Annotated in this window: 9 protein-coding genes and 1 tRNA gene; 7 read left to right on the top strand and 3 right to left on the bottom strand. The window is 70.6% G+C overall.

Annotated features, from left to right (window positions below; all coding sequences use genetic code 11):
- Window positions 1–47: 47 nt before the first annotated feature.
- Entirely contained in the window at window positions 48–2,795 is a 2,748-nt protein-coding gene (aceE, locus tag ACFUVW_RS16990; RefSeq protein WP_430572498.1) for a pyruvate dehydrogenase (acetyl-transferring), homodimeric type, read from the bottom strand.
- A gap of 379 nt (window positions 2,796–3,174) precedes the next feature.
- Between aceE and ACFUVW_RS16985 the strand changes: the two genes are divergently transcribed.
- The 5 genes from ACFUVW_RS16985 (at window position 3,175) to ACFUVW_RS16965 (ending at window position 5,941) form a co-directional block, all read left to right on the top strand.
- The gene (locus ACFUVW_RS16985; protein ID WP_430572497.1) at window positions 3,175–3,585 is read left to right on the top strand and encodes a DUF3052 domain-containing protein; all 411 of its coding nucleotides are present in this window, start codon (window positions 3,175–3,177) and stop codon (window positions 3,583–3,585) included.
- A gap of 15 nt (window positions 3,586–3,600) precedes the next feature.
- The gene (locus ACFUVW_RS16980; RefSeq protein WP_430572496.1) at window positions 3,601–4,077 is read left to right on the top strand and encodes a peroxiredoxin; all 477 of its coding nucleotides are present in this window, start codon (window positions 3,601–3,603) and stop codon (window positions 4,075–4,077) included.
- Window positions 4,078–4,142: 65 nt separating this feature from the next.
- Window positions 4,143–4,219, top strand: a tRNA-Val gene (locus tag ACFUVW_RS16975).
- Between the two features lie 156 nt (window positions 4,220–4,375).
- Window positions 4,376–5,596 (top strand): tyrosine-type recombinase/integrase, encoded by a 1,221-nt coding sequence (locus tag ACFUVW_RS16970; RefSeq protein WP_430572495.1) that lies wholly within the window; start codon window positions 4,376–4,378, stop codon window positions 5,594–5,596.
- 117 nt (window positions 5,597–5,713) lie between these two features.
- Window positions 5,714–5,941 (top strand): helix-turn-helix domain-containing protein, encoded by a 228-nt coding sequence (locus tag ACFUVW_RS16965; RefSeq protein WP_430572494.1) that lies wholly within the window; start codon window positions 5,714–5,716, stop codon window positions 5,939–5,941.
- 706 nt (window positions 5,942–6,647) lie between these two features.
- On the opposite strand, the gene ACFUVW_RS16960 is transcribed toward ACFUVW_RS16965, so the two are convergent.
- Both ACFUVW_RS16960 and ACFUVW_RS16955 read right to left on the bottom strand, forming a co-directional pair.
- Window positions 6,648–7,043, bottom strand: a complete 396-nt coding sequence (locus ACFUVW_RS16960; protein WP_430572493.1) for a hypothetical protein — start codon at window positions 7,041–7,043, stop codon at window positions 6,648–6,650.
- A gap of 137 nt (window positions 7,044–7,180) precedes the next feature.
- Window positions 7,181–7,558 (bottom strand): ArsR/SmtB family transcription factor, encoded by a 378-nt coding sequence (locus ACFUVW_RS16955; protein WP_430572492.1) that lies wholly within the window; start codon window positions 7,556–7,558, stop codon window positions 7,181–7,183.
- 83 nt (window positions 7,559–7,641) lie between these two features.
- Here ACFUVW_RS16955 and ACFUVW_RS16950 point away from each other — a divergent pair, with 83 nt between their 5' ends.
- Window positions 7,642–9,060 carry an FAD-dependent oxidoreductase gene (locus ACFUVW_RS16950; protein ID WP_430572491.1) on the top strand — a complete coding sequence of 473 codons (1,419 nt, stop codon included), beginning with the start codon at window positions 7,642–7,644 and terminating at the stop codon, window positions 9,058–9,060.
- A gap of 62 nt (window positions 9,061–9,122) precedes the next feature.
- Window positions 9,123–9,338, top strand: a complete 216-nt coding sequence (locus ACFUVW_RS16945; protein ID WP_430572490.1) for a hypothetical protein — start codon at window positions 9,123–9,125, stop codon at window positions 9,336–9,338.
- The last annotated feature ends 35 nt before the right edge of the window (window positions 9,339–9,373 follow it).

Below are 9,373 nucleotides of genomic sequence, written 5' to 3'. Positions count from 1 at the left end.
CAGCCCCCTCTCTATCTCGCGGGTCCGGGTCCTCTATCTCGCGGAGATCAGCTGTCGCCGCCGGCGACGCCGGACGTGCCGGCGTTGACGTCGAGCAGGCGGTACTTCTCGACCGCCTTGGCGACGACGTCGGCCGGGACCTCGCCGCGGCGGGCGAGCTGCTGCAGCGTCTTCACGACCATCGACGGGCCGTCGATGAGGAAGTAGCGCCGCGCGGCCGCACGGGTGTCGGAGAAGCCGAAGCCGTCTGCACCGAGCACCGCGTAGTCGCCCGGCACCCAGGCGCGGATCTGGTCCGGCACCAGGTGGTCGTAGTCGCTGGTGGCGACGAACGGCCCCTGGGCGCCCGACAGCTTCTGCGTCACGTACGGGGTGCGCGGCTCGGCCGCCGGGTCGACCAGCGCGTCCTTCTCCGCGGCGAGCGCGTCACGACGCAGCTCGTTCCAGCTGGTCACGGACCACACGTCGGCCGACACGCCCCAGTCCTCGGCGAGCAGCTGCTGCGCCTCGAGCGCCCACGGCACGCCCACGCCGGAGGCGAGGAGCTGGGCCTTGGGGCCCTCGACGTCGGACGTCGCGACCCGGTGGATGCCGCGGAGGATGCCCTCGACGTCCACGTCCTCCGGCTCCGCCGGCTGGATCATCGGCTCGTTGTACACCGTGAGGTAGTACATGACGTTCTGGTCGCGGCCGTCGGACCCGTCGCCGTACATGCGCTCGATGCCGTCGCGCACGATGTGGCGGATCTCGTAGCCGTACGCCGGGTCGTACTGCACCATCGCCGTGTTGGTACCGGCGATGAGCGGCGAGTGGCCGTCGGCGTGCTGGAGGCCCTCACCGGTCAGGGTGGTGCGGCCGGCGGTGGCGCCGATGATGAAGCCGCGGGCGAGCTGGTCGCCGGCCGCCCAGAACTGGTCGCCGGTGCGCTGGAAGCCGAACATCGAGTAGAAGATGTAGACCGGCACCATGGCCTCGCCGTGCGTCGCGTACGACGTGCCGACGGACTGGAAGGCGGCGGCGGAGCCTGCCTCGTTGATGCCGGTGTGCATGATCTGCCCGGCCTCGGACTCCTTGTAGCTCAGCATGAGCTCGCGGTCCACGGCGAGGTAGTTCTGCCCCTGCGTGTTGAAGATCTTCGCGCTCGGGAAGATCGCGTCCAGACCGAACGTGCGGGCCTCGTCGGGGATGATCGGCACGACGCGCTTGCCGAACTCCTTGTCCTTGATGAGGTCCTTGAGCAGGCGGACGAACGCCATCGTGCTGGCGACGTGCTGCGTGCCCGAGCCCTTCTTGAGGATCTCGTACGTCTTCGGCTCCGGCAGCGTCAGCGGCTTCGGCGTCGAGCGGCGCTCGGGCAGGAAGCCGCCCAGGTGCCGGCGGCGCTCCAGCATGTACTGGATCGCCTCGTCGTCCATGCCCGGGTGGTAGTACGGGGGCAGGTACGGGTCGGCGTCGATCTGCTCGTCCGTCAGCGGGATGTGCAGGTTGTCGCGCAGCGCCTTGAGGTCGGAGTTCTTGACCTTCTTCATCTGGTGCGTGGCGTTGCGGCCCGCGAAGCTCGAGCCGAGGGCGTAGCCCTTGACCGTCTGCGCGAGGATCACCGTCGGCTGGCCCGTGTGGGCGCGGGCCGCGGAGTACGCCGCGTAGATCTTGCGGTAGTCGTGGCCGCCGCGCTTCATGTTCCAGATGTCGTCGTCGGTCATGTTCTCGACGAGAGCCTTCGTCCGCGGGTCGCGGCCGAAGAAGTGCTCGCGGATGAACGCGCCGGACTCCGCGCGGTACGTCTGGTAGTCGCCGTCGGGCGTGGCGTTCATGAGGTTGACCAGGGCGCGGTCCTTGTCCGCGTTGAGCAGGGCGTCCCACTCGCGGCCCCAGACGACCTTGATGACGTTCCAGCCGGCGCCCTTGAACTGGGCCTCCAGCTCCTGGATGATCTTGCCGTTTCCGCGCACCGGGCCGTCGAGGCGCTGCAGGTTGCAGTTCACGACGAACGTCAGGTTGTCGAGCTGCTGGTGCGCCGCCTGCTGCAGCATGCCGCGCGACTCCGGCTCGTCCATCTCGCCGTCGCCGAGGAACGCCCAGACGTCCTGCTGGCTCGTGTCCTTGATGCCGCGGTTGTGCAGGTACTTGTTGGTCCACGCCTGGTAGATCGCCGACGCCGGGCCGAGGCCCATCGAGACCGTCGGGAATTCCCAGAAGTCCGGCAGCATGCGCGGGTGCGGGTACGAGGGCAGGCCGCCGCCGGCGTGCGACTTCTCCTGGCGGAACCCGTCGAGCGTCTCGGCCGACATGCGGCCCTCGAGGAAGCTGCGGGCGTACTGGCCGGGGGAGGAGTGCCCCTGGAAGTACACCTGGTCGCCGCCGCCCGGGTGGTCCTTGCCGCGGAAGAAGTGGTTCAGGCCCACCTCGTACAGCGTCGCCACCGACGCGTAGGAGGAGATGTGGCCGCCCACCGAGATCTCGGGGCGCTGGGCGCGCGTCACCATGACGGCAGCGTTCCAACGGATCCACGAGCGGTAGCGACGCTCCATCGCCTCGTCGCCCGGGAAGTACGGCTCGTCGTGCACGGCGATCGTGTTGACGTAGGGCGTCGCCATCGTCGCGGGGATGTGCACGTTGCGCTCCCGCGCGCGACGCAGCAGGTTGAGCATCACGTAGCGCGCCCGCGGGCCGCCCTTGTCGTCGATCAGGCCGTCGAACGACTCGACCCACTCGCCGGTCTCGGCGGGGTCGATGTCCGGGACGGCGCTGAGCAGGCCGTTGATCAACGGTCCGGTCTCGTCGTACGAAGCCACCAGCAACCTCTCTCATCTTCGGACCGTGTGCGGCACATGGTCGCCGCCCCGGTCCGTGTCAGGCATCCCGTCGTGAGGGCACCGCGGCGCGTGGTCGCGACGGTGCGGCCCCCGATCGGGTGGTCATCACTCATTGTGTCCCCAGACGGGCCGGGGGAACACCATCGGGCGGTCAAGGATCCGTGATCTACGTCATGCCGCGGGTCGCGGATGTTGTCGAGATCACTGTGCAGCCCCGCTCCGAGCAAACCACCAGCGAGCGGGGGTTGCCGGGCGGACGTGCTTCCGGTGGACTACGTTGGCGCACACGACAGACGTGCGCCCCGCGCGCGTCCGTACGCGTCGGTGATGGTCAGACGGAGAGGAACGAAGGTCCAAAGTGGGTAAGCAGGCGGAATCCCCGGCAGCACGCTTCGGGTTCACCACCGGTCAGGTGGTGCAGGAGTTCGGGTGGGGAGACGACGTCGACGACGCGCTGCGGGCCGATATCGAGGCCCTCGTCGGCGGCGAGCTCGTCGACGAGGACTACGACGACGTGACCGACGGCGTCATCGCGTGGTGGCGGGACGACGACGGCGACCTCACGGACCTGCTCGTCGACGTCCTGACGGTGCTCGACGACGGCGGCCTCATCTGGCTGCTGACGCCGAAGCCCGGCCGCGACGGTCATGTCGGCCACGACGAGATCCAGGAGGCCGCGACCACCGCCGGTCTGCACGCCACCAGCACCTTCGCCGTCGCGCCCGACTGGTCGGCCACCAAGCTGGCCAACCGCGGTCGCGGGCGCTGACGCGGTGACCGGCCGGTGACGACCTCAGCCCCCGAGGTGCGCTGGCGCGCGGGCGACCCGGCGCCCGACTTCACGCTGCCCGACACGCACGGCACCCCCGTGCACCTCGCCGACCTGCGCGGGGAGCCGGTGCTGCTGGTGTTCTTCCCGTTCGCGTTCTCCGGCATCTGCACCGGCGAGCTGTGCGAGCTGCGCGACAACATCGAGGACTTCGAGGCGGCCGGGGTGCGGCTGCTGGCCGTCTCCACCGACCCGGTGTTCACGCTCAAGGCCTGGCACGAGCAGGAGGGCTTCGGCTTCGACCTACTCAGCGACTTCTGGCCCCACGGCGCCGTCGCCGACGCTTACGGCGTCTTCGACCCCGACAGCGGCCACGCGCTGCGCGGCACCTTCCTCGTCGACGCCGACGGGATCGTGCGGTGGTCGGTCGTCAACCCGCGCGGCCAGCGCCGCGACCTCGAGGCGTACCGCGAGGCCCTCGCCGAGATCTGACCCACGAGGCCGCGCCGCTGTCCGGCGGGGCGCCCCTCGCCGGGTATTCTTTGCTGCGCTGTCCAGGGCCTGTAGCTCAGCTGGTCAGAGCGCCACGCTTACACCGTGGATGTCGGGGGTTCGAGTCCCTCCGGGCCCACCATCCTTGATTTTGCGGTCCTGACCTGCACCTTTGCTCCGACCGCTCGTGGACGCGAGTGGACAGTTCTACCCCCACAGGGCCATTCCTACCCCCACCAGACCCCCACAGGGTTCTGGTGCCGACGGCACACCTTCCTCGCTGAGGGAGGTGAATGACGTGGCTCGACCAACGTCGCGAAGGCCGTTCGGCGAGCTCGAGGCGCGCCGCAGCCGGAGCACCGGCAAGGTGACCGGCTGGCGTGCGCGGTACTGGGGACCAGACCTCGGTCGACACACGCGGACCTTCGGCGACCGGATGGCGGCCGAGGCGTGGCTGGCCGACGAGCGCCGGCTCATCGAGCGCGGCGAGTGGCTTCCGCCGAATGGGCGCGACGCCGTCGTCGAGCGCCTCACGCTGAGCGAGTGGTCCGCCGAGTACATCGAGGGCCGCACGCTGGCGCCGGGCACGTTGCGGGACTACTCGCGGATCCTGCGCGTGCACATCGACCCGACGATCGGCATCAAGTACCTCGACGAGGTCACCGTCGCCGACGTCGCGGCCTGGCACGCACGGCTCAAGAAGGACCTGCGGGCGCGAGCCCGGAAGGCCAACCGGACGACCGACGGCTCTGGAGAGGCCGCACAGACCTACAAGTTCCTGTCGGCCGTGTTCAAGGCGGCGATCGCCCGCGGGCTCATCGACGCCTCGCCGGCGCGCGTGGTCGCCGGCGGTCGGCACAAGCGACAGCGACAGCCGGTGCTGCTCAGCGCGGCAGATGTACAGGCCCTCGCCCAGGCGCTGCCCGAACACTTGCGGGCATTGGCCGACCTCCTGAGCTGGACGGGCCTGCGGATCGGCGAGGCCCGCGCGCTGCGACGCCGGGACGTGGACCTGCGTGACCCGGCGTCGGCGTCCGTCAGCGTGGCGCAGAACGTGTCACAGGGCGGCAAGGGCATCAATGCCGTCGTCGGGCGGGTGAAGTCCGAGGCGGGCTACCGGACTGTGGCGATCCCGGAGGAGCTGGCGCTCGTCCTGAAGGCCCACATCGAGCGGTTCGCCCAGCCGGGACGCGACGGGCTGCTGTTCCCCGGCAGGTCCGGGGGAGTGCTGCCCGAGGGCACCTGGCGGTACGCGTGGATCCGCGCGCGCGAGAAGGCGGGCCTGCCGGACGTGCGCACGCACGACCTGCGGCACACCAGCCTGACCATGGCGGCGCGGGCTGGCGCGACCACCGCCGAGCTGATGCACCGCGCCGGGCACTCCGAGGCCCGGGTGGCGATGATCTACCAGCACGCCGCCGCCGACCGGGACCGCATGATCGCCGAGCGTATGGCGGCCATGGCTCGCGAGGACGAGCTGGCCGCGCGTCGTGCGCGAGGCGCGGCGTCGGGGCGATGAGGCTGAGTCGCGGAGAGCGCCATCGTGGCGTCGGAGCCAGAGTCCACTCGTGGCGACGAGTGCACACCTGAGTGGTGAAGGGCGGTGCGAGCGCTCCGCCCGGGGAGGAGCGAGACCATGCGATCGGCAGACACCCAGGGGCGGGCGCGGGGACACGGGAAGCTTGTCGCCCTCGCCGACGCGGCAGAGGAGTTCAGCGTCTCGGTCAAGACGATCCGCCGGCGCATCGCCGACGGCACCGTCACCGGCTACCGCGTCGGCAGGCTCATCCGCGTCGACCTCGACGAGCTGCGCGAACGCCTCGCCGTGGCGATACCGGCCACGAGGGGGCGACTCGGGGCGTGACCGCGGGCCGAGCCGCGGTGGACGTCCGCGCGTCCCGCGCCTGCACGCGAGGCCGCATCGGCGCGAGATCGGACCCTCGCGGGGTTGGAGCTCCGCCCGTTCGTGGCGCACAACAGCGAATACGCAGGTCGCACGGTGGTGTGGAGTCCGCACCACCGTAGGCTCCCCCAAAAGGCGCGGGCCTGGCGACTCCGCACCGCCGTTCGTTCTGGCGAGAGGGTTCCGAGCCGGAGCAGAAGTGCGCGGCCAACGACGGTGGTGGTGAATCACCACCACCGTGGCGTTCCCCCAGAGCGGCACCCCACGGTGGTGACGACTCGTCACGACCAGCCCTTCCGGTGCAAGTTCCCTGGACCGGCAGGCAGGCGAGGACCCGGCGGGTGCCTGGGTCCGCTCGATCACCGCAGAGGTTCGATCCATGCCGCGGATCGTCCCTCGAGTGCGTTACCGAAAACGTACGGGGTGGCTACCCCGTGCGGACCCCGTACGCACCCTTCGGGGAGGTATCGGTGCAGGTAGTCATGCGTACGGGGATCGGTTGCGCGAGATTCGAAGTGACGTTCGTTCGAATCCGCCGAGGTCGCGAGCTTGGATGTGCTGCCACAGTTCGGTCCGGGGAGGTCATCAAGGGCCCACCTCGAGACGCTCGTCGACGTAATCTGGGTTATCGGTTGTCAACGCGTGCGAGTTGCATCTGATGCAAGCCCTAGCCGCTGACGCAGGCCTCAGCGGCATCCGTTCCATCGTTCGGGTACGTGATCCCGAACGCAGCCTCGGCGTCTGGCCAGTCGGTGAACTCCTTCGCGAGGGCGTCGACGGACAGGATCGTTCCGCCGTCGAGATCGTCGGTAGCCCAGATCCCGGTCGACTCCTCGTCGTCGGCTGGGATCGTGAACGTGACGGCGACGTAGTAGACCTCAGAGGTTTCAGACTGCACGGCCTTGGCATCGACGGGCGTAATGGGGGTGTCGTTGGCGCCCTCTGCGATGGCCGCCCCCGTGTCGGTGGCGTCAATGCAGTCGGCATCAGCGCCGCCCGAGCTGCAGGCGCTCAGGGCAGCCAGGGCGAGCATGGTGGTTGCAGCGGCGATGGGTCGGCGCATGACGTCATCGTGCGGCGGGCAACAACGCGCCGCACTTCGGAATGCCGACATTGGCATCTAGACGCAGGCCAGAATCGACCGATTCTGACGCGCGTCAGAATCGGGTATTGGAGTTTTCGAAACCTCGGGACCGAGGGCTACGCGTCGAGCTGCGTCACGGACGAGAGTGACCCGACGAGCGCAGGTAGCGCGCCGGGGGCGATTGAGAAGTAGGCCCAGCGGCCGCGCTGTTCGCGCTGGAGCAGGCCGGCCTCGGTGAGGATCTTGAGGTGGTGGCTGACGGTCGGCTGCGAGAGGCCGACGGGCTCGGTGAGGTCGCAGACGCATGCCTCGGCGCCGGGCTGGGTGGCGACGATCGCCAGCAGCTGGACGCGGGCAGGGTCGGCGAGGGCTTTGAACGACCGGGCGAGCTCCTGCGCGACGTCGGGCTGGACGGCCTGGGTGAGCGCGGGCGCGCAGCAGCCGCTGTTCGCGGGTGCGGCGATCGGCAGGGGTGCTGGCGCGGTCGTGGTCATGGCCCCATCTTCGCATAGATTGACATCGATCGATAGGTGGTCCAAGATCGCCGTATCGATGGTTCTCGATGTGAGGAGTGGTGATGAGCGAGGTTGCTCGGAACGACCTGCCGGTGGTCGTGATCGGCGGCGGCCCGGTGGGGCTGGCGGCCGCGGCGCACCTGCTGGAGCGCGGCCTGGAGCCTTTGGTGCTGGAGGCGGGCGAGAGCGCCGGCGCGGCGATCGCGTCGTGGGGGCACGTGCGCCTCTTCTCACCCTGGCGGTACGACATCGACGCTGCTGCCCGCCGACTGCTGGAACCCACGGGCTGGGTTGAGCCCGACCTCGACTCGCTGCCGACGGGCAGCGAGCTTGTCGAGGAGTACGTGGCCCCGCTGGCCGCGACGCCCGAGATTTCCACGCGTCTGCGCACCAGCACCCGTGTGCTGGCGGTCGCCCGGGACGGGGCGGACAAGACCCGCTCCCTGGGCCGGGAGCGGCGCGGCTACCGCGTGCGCACCGTGGGTGCCGACGGCCGGGTGACCGACGTCCTGGCCCGCGCGGTGATCGACGCCTCCGGCACGTTCTCGACGTCGAACCCGCTCGGCGTGAGCGGCCTGCCCGCCGCCGGCGAGGCCGAGGCCGCACCCTTCGTCACCGGACCGCTCCCGGACGTGCTGGGCACGCAGCGTGAGCGGTTCGCCAGCCGGCACACCCTCGTCGTGGGAATGGGGCACTCGGCCGCGAACACGCTGCTGAGCTTGGTCGAGCTCGCCGAGTCCGAGCCCAGCACCACCATCACGTGGGCGATCCGCGGCGGGTCCGCCCGGCGCCTGTTCGGCGGCGGCACCGACGACGAGCTGCCCGCCCGCGGGCTGCTGGGCACCCGGCTGCGCGAGGCCGTCGACGCCGGCCGCCTGCGCCTGCTGACGCGGGTCTCGATCGAGCAGCTCGTGCCGGCCGGTGACTCGGTCCAGGTGCTCGGCACGGCCAAGGACGAGCCGCTGGCGCTCGACGTGCACGCGATCGTCAACGCGACGGGCTTCCGCCCCGACCTGGACATGCTGCGCGAGGTGCGGCTCGACCTCGACCCGGTCGTCGAGGCGCCGAGCGCGCTGGCGCCGCTCATCGACCCGAACCAGCACTCCTGCGGCACGGTGCCCCCGCACGGCGAGCAGGTCCTCTCGCACCCGGACGACGGCTTCTACCTCGTGGGGATGAAGTCGTACGGCCGCGCGCCGACGTTCCTGCTGGCTACCGGGTATGAGCAGGTGCGCTCCGTGGCGGCGGCGCTGGCCGGCGACCGTGCGGCAGCGGACGCGGTCGAGCTGAACCTGCCCGCCACCGGTGTGTGCTCGTCCGATCTGGCGCTGGAGGCCGACGGTGAGTCGTCGGCCGGTTCCTGCTGCGGTACCGCGCCCGCGGAGCCGCAGCTCGTCACCCTCGGCGTCGGTGCCCCGGCCGGTGTCGGGTTCGCGTCCGGCATCGTGCACGGCCGCTCCGGCGACGGCGAGGACGCCTGAGGCGCCCCACCGCTGATGTCCTACGCCTGAAAAGTCCGAGTCTCGAAGCGAAGGAGGCGGCCATGCACCCCGAACTGGCCGACGTGATCTACCGGCAGCGCGAGCGGGAGCTCGAGCAGCGAAACGAGCGCCGACGTGTGGCGTTGGAGCGTGCTGCCACGGCGCCGCGGCGCCCGGCCGCGGTGTGGCCGGCGGTGCGTGCGTGGTGGTCGGCCCGGACCTCGGCGTCGTCGAGCGTCCCGGTGTCACAGGCCTGCTGTGCCAGCGCCGCTGCCTGAACCGCCGATGCGCGACGGGCCGCAACCCCCAAGGG

This window comes from Isoptericola sp. NPDC057391, assembly GCF_042668085.1.
Taxonomy (GTDB): domain Bacteria; phylum Actinomycetota; class Actinomycetes; order Actinomycetales; family Cellulomonadaceae; genus Isoptericola.
This window is presented reverse-complemented; position numbering and strand designations above follow the sequence as displayed.